The organism is Burkholderia sp. BCC1996, assembly GCF_905339955.1.
GTDB lineage: Bacteria > Pseudomonadota > Gammaproteobacteria > Burkholderiales > Burkholderiaceae > Burkholderia.
Genome location: NZ_CAJPHM010000027.1, coordinates 77,737 through 91,258 on the forward strand (window position 1 = coordinate 77,737; position 13,522 = coordinate 91,258).

The following is a 13,522-nucleotide window of genomic DNA, read 5'->3' on the forward strand; positions in this document are numbered from 1 at the left end:
AGAATTCGAATGAGCAAACGCGCGCTTCAGGCGGCGACCGCCGTGCTTGCGCTGGTTCCGACGATCACCGGAGTGCTCGGCATGATGGGCATCCATGATCCGCTGTACGCATCGCTCGGCATCGCGCTGCCGGCCGACGCGACGCTGGACGGCAACCTGCGTTTCCATGCGGGCGTCTGGCTCGGGCTCGGGCTCGCGGCGTTTTCGGTGATCCCGCGCATCGAGCATCAGGGGCGGCTGTTCGCGACGCTGTGGATGATGATCTTTCTCGGCGGTATCGGGCGGCTGATTTCGCTCGCGGCGCTCGGGCTGCCGTGGCCGCCGTTCGTCGGCTTCACGGCGCTCGAAGTCGTCGGCGCGCCGCTGTTCATCGCATGGCAGCGGCGCGTGGCCGCGCATGCCGCATGGGAGCACGCGAATGCATGACTTCGACATCGACCAGCGCATCGCGCCGCGTCGTCGCGCCGATGCGGCCGTGCGGGGCATCGCGGCGGCGTTCCTGCACGCCGTGGCGGCGCGACGCGTATCGCTCGGGTACGCGCGGTTCATCGCCCGTATCGCGCTGCTCGCGTGGGTCCTGCTGGGCCCGGCGCAGGCCGGCGCGCAGACGGCCGTCGACGACTACGCGGCGACCCGCTATCCGATCGTCCTCGTGCACGGGTTGACCGGGACCGACGACTATTTCGGCATCCTGCCGTACTGGTACGGCATCCAGGCCGATCTTCAGCGGCATGGTGCGACCGTCTACGTCGCCGACTTGTCCGGCTTCCAGGGCGACCTCGGCCCGAACGGGCGTGGCGAACAGTTGCTGGCCTACGTCAAGCAGGTGCTCGCGGTCACGGGCGCAGCCAGGGTGAACCTGATCGGTCACAGCCAGGGCGGGCTGACGTCGCGCTACGTGGCGTCGGTCGCGCCCGCGCTCGTCGCGTCGGTCACGACGATCGCGACGCCGCACCGCGGCTCGCAGTTCGCCGATTTCGTGCTGGGCGCGCTGAAGCTCGACCCGACCGGCCTGTCGACGCCAATCTTCGGTGCGCTGCTGAACCTGTTCGGCATCCTCACCAGCGACACGCACAACACGAACCAGGATGCGATCGCCGCGCTCAACGCGCTGAGCACGTCCCGTGCCGCGCAGTTCAACCAGCTGTTCCCGAGCCCGGGGCTCGGCGCCGGCGCGTGCGGCACCGGCGCACCGGTCGAGACGATCGGCGGCAACGTGCATCTGCTGTACTCGTGGAGCGGGGCCGCGTATCAGCCGGTATCGCTGCTCGGCATCGTGACCGGCGCGGTCGACACCAGCGTGATTCCGGTCATCGATCCCGCGAACGTGCTGGATCCTTCGACGCTCGTGTTCCTGACGGCCGGCAACGTCATGGCGCTGGCCGGCGCCGGCCCGAACGACGGTTTCACGTCGACCTGCAGTGCGCGGTTCGGCACGGTGATTTCGACGCGCTATCGCTGGAGTCACTTCGACGCGATCAACCAGCTGCTCGGCGTTCGCGGCGCCTATGCGGAAGACCCGGTCGCCGCGCTGCGCGTGCAGGCAAACCGGCTGAAGCAACAGGGCGTCTGAGCGATGAAGGTCCGGACCATGCTGTCCCGCGCGGTGTTGTACGGCGCGACCGGGGCGATCGCCGCAGCCGCCGTGTGGCACGCGTTCGGTCGTCAGGCTGCGTCGACGGCTGCCGTGGCCGCCACGGATACCGAGCCGCCCGGCCACGCCGCGCCGAGCGGTGCGGCGGTGCCGCGGCCGGTGCTTGCCGTGTCCGATGTCGGGCTGCCGGCGCCGCTCGCGGGCGCGCGTGCGCCGCGCCTGCCGGTCGGGCCCGGCGGGCGCCTCGCGCACGTGCACGCGGTGCGGGAATTCTTCGATTACTTTTTGCTTGCGCAGCATGACCTGACGCCCGCGGCGCTCGATGCGCTGGTCGCGCACGAAATCGCTTCGCAGCCGATCGGCGAGCCGGCCCGCCGCGATGCGCTCGATCTGTGGCCGCGCTATCGCGCGTGCATCGCCGCGTTCGACACGCTGCCGGGCGCGCTGCCGGCAGGCGCCGGTCTCGATCCGGACGGCATCGCGGGCGAACTCGAGCGGCGTGCGGCGCTCGCGCGCCGCTGGCTCGGCGACTGGAGCGCGCCGTTCTTCGACGCGGAATTGCGGCGGCAGCGCGGCGATCTCGACCGGATCAGGATCGCGCGCGATCCGACGCTCGATGACGCGCAGAAGCGCGCACGCCTCGCCGCACTCGATCAGGCGTTGCCGCCGGACGAGCGCGACGCACGCGAGCGCGCGGCGCGCCAACGCGATGCGCTTGCAACGCTCGCGCGGCTCGACGGCCAGCGCGCGACGCCCGATGCGCTGCGTGCGCAGCTCGGCGCCGAAGTCGCCGCGCGCGTCGAGCGGATGCAGCAGGGCGACGATGCGTGGCGGGCACGCTATCGCGACTACGCGGCCGAACGCGACCGGCTCGACGCGCAGCCGCTTGCGCCCGACGCGCGCGACGCGCAGCTCGCGCAATTGCGGCAACGCGACTTCCCGGATCCGGCGGACGCATTGCGGGCCGCATCGCTCGACGCGGGCCGGGCCACGGCATCGGCGCACTAGCACCCGTCTCGGACGTGCGCGCCGTCACGGCGCTCACACCTGACGAGGGAGAAGTGTGGGATAACCCACATTTTCCGCATTCTTTTCGATTCGGGAATGATTTTAATTTCCAGTGTAAATCGCATTACCGCGCATTGACATTCATGCGCCGTTTTCAATGATTCATTGCGCAATCCGTTTTATATGGGTGGGATTTAAATCGCCAATTTTTTATTGACAATGCAAGTATCTTCGGATGGCGAGCCGAACTGTCAAATTACTTCATGTAACAAAAGCGGAGTGTCGCGTACGGTTGGGCTGCGTGATACCTTTTTGCTCAATGTCACCGCGCTGAAAAGGCGGAGAAACCGTTAAACCGGTGCGGTGAAAACAGCAGGAAGGTCCGGTGGCCGAGGGGCAGGGATACAACGTACGAGGTGCGCCGTGATACATCAGGCCAACAACGTCATCGAGTTGCCGCATGCACTTGGTGCCAATCATTTCCTGTCAGCGCTCGACGGAATTAACCGTTCCGAATTGGCGCCTCATCTGATGCTTTCGAATCTCGAGACCGGCCAGGTGCTGTGCGATGCCGGCGAGAATCTGGAGGCCGTCTATTTTCCGGTGACGGCGGGCATTTCCCTGCAATACACGGCGGGCGGCAAGACGACACTCGGCGTGACGGAAATCGGCCGCGAAGGCATCGTGTGCGACGACGTCATCGGCAGCGCGATGCAGCGCCGCGTCGTCGTCTACCGCGGCGGGTTCGCGTACCGGCTGTATGCGCGCCGCTTCGCGGACGCGTGCGACGTGTCGGCGGCGATCCGGCGGCAGGTCTTCGTGCGGATGCAGCTGGCGTTGTCCCAGGCGTCGCAGGTCATGTTCTGCAGCCGTCATCACGTGATGCGGCAGCAACTGGGCCGCTGGCTGCTGATCGCCTACGAGCGCGCACGCAGCATCGAAATCCCGGTCACGCACGGCATGCTGGGGCAGATGCTGGGCGTGCGCCGCGAGACCGTCACCGATGCCACGCGGCAGCTTCACGAGCTCGGCCTGATCCATCAGCATCGCGGTGCCATCGTGCTCACGGATCTCGCCGGTCTCGAACGGCAGGGCTGCGATTGCCATCGGGTCGTGCGCGACGAAACACGCCGCATTCTCGCGACCGATGCCGGTACGGATGCCGGCGCCGAGTTGTCGCGCCGCGTCCGGACGACATAGTCGCCGGCACCGCGTCGTGGCGCGATGGCATGCACGGCGGCGCGGCGCGCAAAGGGAACGGGGAGGTGCCTGGCGCAGGCGGTGCGGCGACGCGTCGGGCAGGCGGCATCGACAAGAATCAGAAAAACAGTCATTCAGGTATGGAAAACATTTCGAAGCTCCAGAGTCAGCGCAGCTCGTTCCACGTGTGGCCATGGAGTCCGGCGCTCGGCATCCTGCCGATCGTCGTCGTGGTCGTCGCGCTGGCCGGGTTCGTCGCCGTCAGCCTGATCGTGATCATGTCGTTGCGCGTGTACGTCGGCGGCGAAAGCAGCTGGTCGAAGGCGCAGAAGGACGAGATCCTGCTGCTGAGCCGCTACGGGCAGACCGGCGACGAAAAGCTGTTCGACGAATACCTGGCGGTCGACCGGACGCTCACCTTCCTCGGCGCCGCGCGCCGCGCGATGACCAGTACACCGCCGGACCACGGCGTGGCGCGCCAGGCGCTGATCGAGGCGGGCATCAATCCGGTCGATGCGGCGGCGGTGGTGTGGTTCTACCCGATCCTGAGCAGCTTCGCACGCCTGAACGCCGCGTTGCAATACTGGGAGGACGCGGACCGGCAACTGGTCGACCTGCGCAGGATCGCCAACGCGCTGCACGCGTCGGTGCATGCGGACGACGTCCGGCGCACGAGCAGCCTGAACCACGCGATCTGGGATCTCAACGCGCACATCGAACCGCTGCCGAAGCGCTTTTCCGACGAACTGAGCGCCGAATTCCGCTCGGCCGTCATCCAGCTGTTCCTGTCGTACATCGTGGCCTCGCTGCTGATCATCCTGCTGTCGGTGCGGTGGGCGAGCCGCGCGCAACGCCAGCAGGTGTCGATGCAGACCGAGCTGGACCGGAGCCAGGCATTCGCGGCAGCCGCGCTGCGCTCGGTCGCCGATGCGATCGTCACGATCGGCCTCACGCGCGGTATCGAGACCGTCAATCCGGCGGCCGAGCAGCTGCTCGGCACGTCGTCGCGGCAGTGTGTCGGCAAGCCGATCAACGACGTGCTGGACCTGATCGACACGTCGACGGGCATGTCGATCAAGCTGCTCGCGTCGCTCGGCAACCGCAGCGACCCCACGTTCACCCGCGATCTCGACCTGATCCGCGTGTGCGGCTCGGCGGTGTCGGTGCGCGCGTCGCTGTCGAAGATGGACAACGCCGCGGGCCGCTGCGTCGGCTACGTGCTGATCCTGCGCGACATGACGCGCGAACACCAGTTGATCGAGAAGCTGACCTGGCAGGCGTCGCACGATGCGCTGACCGGCCTCATCAATCGCACGGCGTTCGAGCGGCGCCTGGGCGACGCGCTGGCGCAGCGCGGCGGCGGGATGCTGCTGGTGCTCGACCTCGACGGCTTCAAGGAAGTCAACGACGTGTGCGGCCACGCGGCGGGCGACGCGCTGCTGCGCGACGCGACCGCGGTATTCGCGCGCTGTCTCGGCCACGACGACGTGTTCGGCCGGCTGGGCGGCGACGAATTCGGCATCCTGCTGCCGGCCGGCCGCGACGGCGCGCCGGACGGCGGCAAGGCGGAACGCCTGCGCGCGAGTCTCGAGGACTTCACGTTCCTGTGGGAAGGCGAGCCGTTCAAGCTCAGCGTGAGCATCGGCGTGCTGGATCTCGCGTGCCGGCCCGAGAGCGTCGAGAAGGCGATGCAGATGGCCGACGTCGCGTGCTACGTCGCGAAGGATCGCGGCCGCAACCGCGTGCATGTCGCCGATTCGCGCGACATGCATTCGAGCCGCCAGGCGTATCACACGCAGTGGAGCCGGCGCGTGAAGACGGCGCTCGAGACGAATTCCTTCCAGTTGTATGCGCAACCGATCGTGCCGATCCAGCCCGCGCTCGGCGCGCGGGAGCGCGCGGAGATCCTGCTGCGCATCCCGGACGCCGACGGCAAGCTGATCTCGCCGGTGTTCCTGCCGGCCGCCGAGCGCTACGGCCACATGACGATGATCGACCGCTGGGTCGTGCGCACCGTGATCCGGCGCCTCGCGCGGCTCGAACAGCGCCGCTACGTCGAATACAACGTGAACCTGTCGGCGATGTCGATCACCGACGAGCGCTTCGTGGAGTTCGTGATCGCCGAACTGTCGGCGTCGGGGCTCGACCCGTCGCTGCTGTGTTTCGAGATCACGGAGACGAGCGCCGTGCGCAACCTGGAGGTCGCGTCGCGCTTCATGTGCGAGCTGCGCGACCTCGGCTGCCGCTTCGCGCTCGACGACTTCGGCGCCGGCATGTCGTCGTTTTCGTATCTGCGCCAGTTGCCGATCGACTACCTGAAGATCGACGGCGGCCTCGTGTCGACCATGACGTCCGACAGCATCAAGCGCGGCATCGCGTCCGCGATCAACGACATCGCGCACGTGATGCAGTACCGCACCGTCGCCGAGCACGTCGAGGATACGGCGACGGCCGAGATGCTTCGCGCGCTGGGCGTCGACTATTGCCAGGGCTATTACTTCAGCCGCCCCGCGCCCTGGCAGGAAGGGGGATTCCATTGAACCAAGCGAGGAACGAACGCATGAGTGCTCCATTTGAACTGACCGGCGACCTGATGGACCTGGCGAGCTATCCGGCCTGGCTGCGCGACGTGGTCGGCGCGACCGACGAACTGAAGGCGCGCGTCCGTGCGCATCCGGTGTTCGCGGCGATGAGCGGCGGGACGCTGCGCGCGTCGCAACTGCGCGCATTCTTCGTGACCGGCTGGGCGGTGGTCAGCCAGTTTCCGGAATACATGGCGATGAACCTGGTGAAGACCGCCGCCTACCGGTCGCGCGGCGACGAGAAGGCGCGGCGCTATCTGATCCGCAATATCCGCGTCGAGCAGAACCACGTCGATCACTGGGCCAACTGGGCGGCGGAATCGGGCGTGACGATCGACATGCTGCTGCGCGGCGACGCGCCGCTGGCCGGATTCTCGCTGAGCCATTGGTGCTGGAAGAGCGGCAGTACCGACGCGCTCGCGCCGAGCATCGCCGCGACCAACTATGCGATCGAGGGCGTGACGGGCGAGTGGAGCGCGCTGCTGTGCGCATCGCCGTACGAACGGCAGTTCGATCCGGCCGTGCGGCATCGCGCGATGCGCTGGCTCAAGCTGCACGCCGACTACGACGACCGGCATCCGTGGGAGGCGCTCGACATCGTCGCGACGCTGCTCGGCCAGTCGCCCGCGGCGCGCGACGTTCGGGACGTCGAGACGTCGATCCGCAAGAGCCTGAGCTATTTCCTGACGAGTCTCGATTGCTGCATGCATGTGTAGTCGCCGGCGTCGTGCGCGCGCGGGTTCGTGCGGGCCGCACCCGGCCGTTCCGGCTGGACGGCGGGCCGGCGTGACGTCGCGATGCGCCGTGCGGGCCGTCGTGCTGGACGATTTTCCATGGCCACCCAAGTTCTCGTCGTAGAGCCCGATCCGCGCATGCGCGACAGGATCCGCGCGCTCCTGCGCGGCTGCCAGATCGATACGTCGGCGCTCGACGATGTGTCGATGCTGCTCGCGCACGTGAGCGCGGCACCGCCCACCCTGATCGTGTTGCGGGTCGAACGGCCGGCCACGACGTTCTACATGGCGCTCGGCGCACTGCGGCGCGCCGGTTACGACATGCCGGTGATCGTGATCAGCCGCGACGCGCAGGTGGTCGACAAGGTCGTCGCGCTCGAGATCGGCGCGGACGACTATGTCGTGGAGCCGTTCGAGCCGATGGAGCTGGTCGCACGCGTGCGCAGCGCGATGCGCCGCTACGCGCCGAACCGGCCGGAGTCGCCGCGCGGGCCGCGGAATGCCGAAACCTATGCGTTCGGCGACATCGAGGTGAATTTCGTCACGCGGCGCGCGACCCGCGCGGGAGACGACCTCGGGCTGCGCGCGAGCGAATTCGCGCTGCTCGAACTGTTCATCGCGCAGCCGCTGCGCGTCCTGTCGCGCGCGGAGATCCTCGCGCTGCTGGGGCTGACCGTGGCCGGACGCTCCGAGCGCGGGCTCGACGTGCTGATCTTCCGGCTGCGCAACCTGATCGAGCACGCGGTCGGCGACTATCGCTACATCCGCACGGTGCGCGGCAAGGGCTACATCTTCGTGCCGCTCGGCACGCTGGCGGACGACGCGGACCCGCCGCCGCACGCGTGAGCGGGGCGCGGGCACGTCGGGCATCGCGGCCGGCGTGTCGCGCGCCGGCATCGACCCACCTTCACCTGCGCATGCCGCCATCGCCCCGGTTCGCAATCGGGGCGACCCGCCATTGTCGGTTTAGAACGACCGTGCTAAATTTCCCGCCAGCATTCGCAGTCACCGACCCGATCATCCGGTTGCGGGGCGTTCGGCCGTCGGGTCGTCGCGTGGCCGTGGCTCGACGTGACGCTCGCCGCGCACGGGCGCGATGGCGATTTCCACGCCGGCAAGCGTGCCGCCGCGCGTTACTTCTTTCGCCGGGAGCTGCCGAAGGTGGGTGCGCAGCTCGACCTGCTGGCGAGCGCCGATACGACGACGCTCGCGATGCGCGACGCGTGGTTCAGAGCGCCGCGCAGCACGAATGATGGTGACGCGGCGCGGGCCGATGCGCGTGCGCTGCGCGCCGATCGCGCGGGCGTGTCCCGCTGCCGTATCGATGCCGTATCGCTGCGCGACGACGTCGCGCGAGGAGAGAGGAGAGCATGAAAGCCCTGTTGTGTACCGCATTCGGCCCGATCGACCGCTTGCGCATCGAGGACGTCGCGGTTCCCGAACCGGCCGCCGGCCAGGTGCGGATTCGCGTGAAGGCGGCGTCGCTCAACTTCCCCGATGCGCTGATCGTCCAGGGGCTCTATCAGGTGAAGCCGGCGCTGCCGTTTTCGCCCGGCGCGGAATTCGCCGGCGTGATCGACGCGGTCGGCGACGGCGTGAGCGCCTGGCGGCCCGGCGACGAGGTGGTCGCGTTCACCGGTCATGGCGGATTCGCGGAGCATTGCGTGGCCGACGTGCAGCAGATCGCGGCGCTGCCGCCGGGGATGACGTTCGAGCAGGGCGCGGCGCTCGTGCTGGCCTACGGCACATCGCTGCATGCGCTGCAGCAGCGCGCGCGCCTGCAGCAGGGCGAGACGCTGCTGGTGCTGGGCGCGGCCGGCGGCGTCGGGCTGGCCGCGATCGAGATCGCGAAGGCGCTGGGCGCACGCGTGATCGCGGCCGCGTCGAGCGCGGACAAGCTCGCGCTGTGCCGCGCGGCCGGCGCCGACGACACGCTCGACTATGCGACCGAGGACCTGCGGCGTCGTGTCGACGAACTGACCGGCGGACGCGGCGCGGACGTCGTCTACGATCCGGTCGGCGGTGCGTACAGCGAGGCGGCGCTGCGCGCGACCGCGTGGCGCGGCCGGTTCCTCGTGGTCGGCTTCGCGGCCGGCGAGATTCCGAAGATCGCGCTGAACCTCGCGCTGCTCAAGGAGCGCGACATCCTGGGCGTGTTCTGGGGCGACGCGGTGCGGCGCGATCCCGCGCAGCATGCGTCGAACATGCGCCAGCTCGCGCAATGGTTCGCGGCCGGCAAGGTGCGGCCCGCGATCACCGAGCGCGTGCCGCTCGCGGGCGCGGCCGACGCAATCGCGCGCATGGCGAGCCGGCAGGTGAAGGGCAAGGTCGTGATCCTGCCGGACGCGTGACAACGCCGGCGCGGCATCATGCGGCGGCGGCCCGAGCGGGCGCCGCCTTCGAGCGGGTTTCTTTCGTGTGACGTTACCGGAGTCGTTGAGCATGCAACCCCTGTCGAATCTGCAACCCGCCGTCGCGGCATCGCTCGCGACGTGGCACGCGATGCTCGCGCGCAAGGATTTCAGCGAACTCGACACGATCGTCCATCCGGACGCCGTGTTCCGCTCGCCGATGGCGTTCAAGCCGTACGGACCGGCGCCCGCGCTGCTGCTGGCGCTGCGCACGGTGCTCACGATCCTCGAGAACTTCGAATACCACCGCGCGTTCGCCGACGACGACGGCACGAGCGTCGTGCTGGAATTCAGTGCGACGGTCGGCGACAAGCGGCTGAAGGGGATCGACATGATCCGCTTCGATGTCGACGGGCGGATCGTCGAATTCGAGGTGATGATCCGGCCGTTCAATGCGCTGCAGGCGCTCGGCGCGGCAATGGGCGCGCGGCTCGGGCAGCAGTTGCCGGGATTCAAGATCGGCGGGTGAGCGAAGGCCGCCGGCCGGTGCGGAAAATGTCGCCGGCGCAACGCGGCGGTCGCGCGCGCGTGCGGCGCCGGCCGGGCGCGCGTCAGTGAGTCTTGATCCTGACGCTGTAGCCCGCATCCTCGAACGCGACGACAAATTCCTCGGGGAACAGCCACGACTCGACCTTCACGTGCGACGTCGCGCAATCGATCTCGACCTTGGCGTCGGGATCGACGCGCCAGATTTCATGTTCGACCGCGCGGGCGGTATCGTCGTCGAGCGAGTGGTCCAGTACGAATTCCATGATCAATTTCCTGTTTTGACGGCCGCGTTCACACGCGCGAGAGCGGCCGGTTGGCGAACGAAGCCGATGACGTCGACGGGATCGGACAACATGGGTCGACGATACGCGCGATCGCGTCGAACGATAAGCCGGCATGCGCGTGACGCACTGTCGCCCGTTGATCAACGAATCCGGTGAAGCGTGTGCGAACGGGATACCGGAGTGCGAAAGATGCGTTGCAGCCAACATCGACTTGGCTCGCGGCGATGCGCGGCTCGCTTCGCGCCAGTGAATTGCCGATGCAGCAAGTACCGTTCCGCGCGATCGATGTTGCACGACACGGCACCGCATCACACCACGTACCACGCACAACGCAACGCGCTCCGCACCACGCACCACGCATAACGCGCTCCGCGCAACGCGCATCACGCATCACGCATCGAGCAACGCCACCGCATCGGCCGCGATCATCGCGAGGTGATTCGCGGGCCGCGGCCGGCCGGTCGGACGAAACACGGCCTCGCCCTGCACGATGGCGCGGCCCGAATACGCGCACCGTCCGTCGCGCCGGGCGACCGCGCGGCGCCATTTCTGTTCGCCGTAGTGCAGGCGGCCGCTTTCGACCCAGCGGACCAGCAGCGATTCGTGCGACCACTCCAGCAGCGTGACGTGAACCTGGCTGCGACCGGGTGACGAGATGCGCGGCGCGATGCCGACGGAAGAGACGGTCAGCATGATCGATTGCTTTCGGCGCGACCGCCGCGGCGCCGATCCGCATCGCGCGGCAACGAACGGCACTGCATCGGCCGCCCGGTGCGGCGCCGGAGTTCGTGAGTTACGCTGAATGCCATTGCCAGTCTCCTGCCGGCCGGCGAGGCCGGCGCGGGGTCGATCGAGGCCGCGCGCGCTCGACGCGGCCGGTTCGGGATGCGTCGACGGAGCGGGTGCGCAGGTGACATACCGCTCGCAGCGCCGACGAACGCCCAGTGTAAAAGCGCATGCCGGGCCACCGGAAGGCGCGCGAACAAGAACACGGTGTTGCCCGATATCGAACACGGGCATGCGTGTATGCGGCCGCGCCACGGCATCAAGGCCGCGTATCCGGCGCCGCGCCGCGCGCCGTCGCGTGCGGCATCGGGCGCAGCGTGACCGTGCAGGTCGTGCCCGCCGCGAGGAAGCCGTCGCGCGGCATACCGTCCAGCCGGATCCGGACCGGCACGCGCTGCGCGAGCCGCACCCACGTGAAGATCGGGTTGACGTCGGCGAGCAGCGTCGCGCCGGCCGGATTGTCGCGATCGCTGATGCCGCGCGCGACGCTTTCGACGTGTCCGGTGAGCGACGGCCCGCCGGACAGCAGCCGGATCGCCGGCATCATCAGGATCACGACGGTCACCATCGCCATGCGCGGCGCTGCCAGCTCCAGCCGCATCGACACGCCCACCGCCAGCACGACGGCGACGATGGTCTTCGCGACATGGATCAGGCGCGCGCCGTCGGTCCGGCCGTATTCGCGGCTCATGCCGAGCAGCATGCGAGCGAACGCCGCTGCGTTGACAGGCCTGGCTAGCGCGGGCTTGGTCGGCGGCATGGCGTGACGGCAGGACGGATCCGGCGGGACGGCGGCGACGCGGTGGCGCGCATCGCGTCAGACGGAATCCGTCGACAGCATTTCGGCATGCAGCTCCTTGTCCGTGCCGGCGGACGACGGCGGATCGAGCAGCGCGATGCGCACGTGTTCGATGAACAGCTTCAGCTTGTTGCTCGCGTACGGATTGCGCGGATAGACCGCGTAGATCACTTCGTCCTGCGGTGCTTCATCGGCGAGCACGCGCACCAGCCGGCCGTCGCGCAGGCAGTCGTCCGCGATGTAGCGCGGCAGCATCGCGATGCCGATGCCTTGCACCGCGGCGTCGCACAGCGTTTCGCCGTTGTTGGACAGGAACACGCTGCCCGGGCTGATCGCGCGCGGCTTGCCGAGGCTGCCGGGCGTCGTGAACGTCCAGGTGGCCGACGGCGCCGTATGGCTGTAGTTCAGGCAGCGGTGCTCGAGCAGCGCGTCGATCGAGTCCGGTTCGCCGTGAGCGGCGAGGTAGTCGGGACTGCAGACGACGACGCGCTCGCATGCGGCGACGCGGCGTGCGATCAGCGCGCTGTCGGGCAGTCGCGCGGAGCGGATCGCGACGTCGAAGCGCTCGACTTCGAGGTTCATCGTGCGATCGTCGGTGTCGAGCGTGACGCGCAGCTGCGGATGCGCGGCGGCGAAGGCCGCGACCGCCGGCCCGAGCAGGCGGCGAGTGAGACTCACCGGCGACGTGATGCGCAGCTCGCCGCACAGTCCGTGCGAGCGTTCCGCGATTTCCTCGGCGACGTCGACGAGCCGGCGCATCGATTCCGACGCGGCACGATAGAAGATCATGCCGTCTTCGGTCGGCGTTACGTTGCGGGTCGAGCGCATCAGCAGCTGCACGCCGAGCGTGCGCTCGAGGTCGCTGATGCGCTTGCTGACGACGGACTTCGACAGGCCGAGCCGGCGTGCGGATTCGGTGATGCTTTGCCGCTCGACGGCGAACAGGAAGGCCTGGATATCGTCTATGTTCAGGGATTTCATGATGCTGTCCGAGGGGCGTCGGGCATGAGTAAAGGGCGGCCGTTTGCTGTGCTGCCACGCATGCCGAGGCGATCGACGGGCGACGCGACGGCGGCGGCCGGCGGCGCGAATCGTGTGACGAAAGCGCGGCGCGCGGCGGCATGCGCCGAAACGGCTGCAACGCGTGGGAAACGCGACGCGCCGCCGGCATGTCGTGGCCGCGCGAACGACTTCGCGCGGCTGCGCTGCAACGCGGCACGAACGGGCGGTTCGGGGGCGCGGCGGGTTACGCGAGCTTGATGCGAGTCCGATGCCGTTGGCAATCCGTATGAGTCCAAGCGTAGTGGAACGTGTCGCGTGTCGATAGCCGGGCCGGATGGTCCTCAGTGTTCCGTGCATGGAACGATCGATCGCGCCGCCGCCACGGGCGGCGCGATCTGCGAATCGCTGCCGGTGCTTGCCGGCGCGGCGGCGGGCGTCAGGCGATCTGATCGAGGCGATAGACCTCCACCGTGTCGACGGCATCCCGGTCGCGGGCCTGGAACGCTGCGATGTGCGTGCGTATTCGTAACGGATCGGAGGGAATGCGTCGACGCAGGGTGGTGTCGCGGTTGCGACCGCCGGTATCCGGCCGGTCGCAACCGCGCGAAACGGCATGCGCCGTCGCGGCTCAGT

Annotated in this window: 12 protein-coding genes and 3 pseudogenes; 10 read left to right on the forward strand and 5 right to left on the reverse strand. The window is 68.6% G+C overall.

Going from position 1 to position 13,522, the window contains the following annotated elements; all coding sequences use genetic code 11:
• Positions 1 to 9 precede the first annotated feature (9 nt).
• The 10 genes and pseudogenes from U4Z64_RS30480 to U4Z64_RS30525 all read left to right on the forward strand — a co-directional run bounded on the left by U4Z64_RS30480 (position 10) and on the right by U4Z64_RS30525 (position 9,998).
• Entirely contained in the window at positions 10 to 426 is a 417-nt protein-coding gene (locus U4Z64_RS30480) for a DUF4345 domain-containing protein (RefSeq protein ID WP_321801515.1), read from the forward strand.
• A complete protein-coding gene (locus U4Z64_RS30485) occupies positions 419 to 1,573 on the forward strand; it encodes a triacylglycerol lipase (RefSeq protein ID WP_321821912.1) in 1,155 nt (384 codons plus the stop codon). The genes U4Z64_RS30480 and U4Z64_RS30485 overlap by 8 nt, the downstream gene beginning before the upstream one ends.
• 3 nt (positions 1,574 to 1,576) lie before the next feature.
• Positions 1,577 to 2,602 (forward strand): lipase secretion chaperone, encoded by a 1,026-nt coding sequence (locus U4Z64_RS30490; RefSeq protein ID WP_321821913.1) that lies wholly within the window; start codon positions 1,577 to 1,579, stop codon positions 2,600 to 2,602.
• A 423-nt stretch (positions 2,603 to 3,025) separates the two neighbouring features.
• A complete protein-coding gene (locus U4Z64_RS30495; protein ID WP_124487617.1) occupies positions 3,026 to 3,802 on the forward strand; it encodes a Crp/Fnr family transcriptional regulator in 777 nt (258 codons plus the stop codon).
• 140 nt (positions 3,803 to 3,942) lie between these two features.
• Positions 3,943 to 6,342 (forward strand): putative bifunctional diguanylate cyclase/phosphodiesterase, encoded by a 2,400-nt coding sequence (locus U4Z64_RS30500; RefSeq protein ID WP_321812792.1) that lies wholly within the window; start codon positions 3,943 to 3,945, stop codon positions 6,340 to 6,342.
• A gap of 20 nt (positions 6,343 to 6,362) precedes the next feature.
• Positions 6,363 to 7,100, forward strand: a complete 738-nt coding sequence (locus tag U4Z64_RS30505) for a TenA family transcriptional regulator (protein ID WP_044848403.1) — start codon at positions 6,363 to 6,365, stop codon at positions 7,098 to 7,100.
• A gap of 117 nt (positions 7,101 to 7,217) precedes the next feature.
• Entirely contained in the window at positions 7,218 to 7,964 is a 747-nt protein-coding gene (locus tag U4Z64_RS30510) for a response regulator transcription factor (protein ID WP_321821914.1), read from the forward strand.
• Between the two features lie 186 nt (positions 7,965 to 8,150).
• A pseudogene (locus U4Z64_RS30515) lies at positions 8,151 to 8,348 on the forward strand (acyl-CoA dehydrogenase C-terminal domain-containing protein); the annotation flags it as partial.
• A 140-nt stretch (positions 8,349 to 8,488) separates the two neighbouring features.
• Positions 8,489 to 9,469: an NADPH:quinone oxidoreductase family protein gene (locus tag U4Z64_RS30520; protein WP_321821915.1), complete on the forward strand. Its 981-nt coding sequence runs from the start codon at positions 8,489 to 8,491 to the stop codon at positions 9,467 to 9,469.
• A gap of 91 nt (positions 9,470 to 9,560) precedes the next feature.
• Positions 9,561 to 9,998: a nuclear transport factor 2 family protein gene (locus U4Z64_RS30525; RefSeq protein ID WP_124487621.1), complete on the forward strand. Its 438-nt coding sequence runs from the start codon at positions 9,561 to 9,563 to the stop codon at positions 9,996 to 9,998.
• A gap of 82 nt (positions 9,999 to 10,080) precedes the next feature.
• Here the strand turns inward: U4Z64_RS30525 and U4Z64_RS30530 are convergent, their stop codons facing one another.
• The 5 genes and pseudogenes from U4Z64_RS30530 to U4Z64_RS30550 all read right to left on the reverse strand — a co-directional run bounded on the left by U4Z64_RS30530 (position 10,081) and on the right by U4Z64_RS30550 (position 12,859).
• A complete protein-coding gene (locus U4Z64_RS30530) occupies positions 10,081 to 10,281 on the reverse strand; it encodes a hypothetical protein (RefSeq protein WP_257775134.1) in 201 nt (66 codons plus the stop codon).
• 411 nt (positions 10,282 to 10,692) lie between these two features.
• Complete coding sequence (locus U4Z64_RS30535; protein ID WP_321821916.1) at positions 10,693 to 11,322, reverse strand: DUF3331 domain-containing protein; 630 nt, start codon at positions 11,320 to 11,322, stop codon at positions 10,693 to 10,695.
• Positions 11,323 to 11,347: 25 nt separating this feature from the next.
• Positions 11,348 to 11,623, reverse strand: a pseudogene (locus tag U4Z64_RS30540) (efflux transporter periplasmic adaptor subunit); the annotation flags it as partial.
• A gap of 12 nt (positions 11,624 to 11,635) precedes the next feature.
• Positions 11,636 to 11,848, reverse strand: a pseudogene (locus U4Z64_RS30545) (FUSC family protein); the annotation flags it as partial.
• A gap of 57 nt (positions 11,849 to 11,905) precedes the next feature.
• Entirely contained in the window at positions 11,906 to 12,859 is a 954-nt protein-coding gene (locus U4Z64_RS30550; protein WP_044848437.1) for a LysR family transcriptional regulator, read from the reverse strand.
• Between the last annotated feature and the right edge of the window lie 663 nt (positions 12,860 to 13,522).